1 pseudogene is annotated in these 229 nt (G+C 48.9%); it reads left to right on the top strand.

Annotated elements, in window-relative coordinates:
* Positions 1 to 229: pseudogene (locus PsW64_RS27935) on the top strand (IS30 family transposase); the annotation flags it as partial.

Genomic DNA, 229 nt, shown 5'->3' with positions numbered 1-229 from the left:
AGAACTGCTGGACCATCTGCGTGCTAAACGCACGATACGCCGGTCCAAACACGCAAGCCTCAAACGAAAAAGGCTAGGCCAAATTAAGGATGCTGTTTCGATCAGCAAAAGACCTGTTTGCGTAGAAGACCGTGCAATACCAGGGCATTGGGAAGGCGATCTGATCGGAGGATCCAAGAATAGCTATATTGCCACTCTTGTTGAGTGGCAAACACGCTCTGTCATGTTA

This window comes from Pseudovibrio sp. W64, from assembly GCF_001623145.1.
In the GTDB taxonomy this organism is placed as follows: Bacteria; Pseudomonadota; Alphaproteobacteria; order Rhizobiales; family Stappiaceae; genus Pseudovibrio.
The sequence above is the reverse complement of the archived record's forward strand: the minus strand, read 5'-3'. Positions and strand labels throughout refer to the sequence as shown.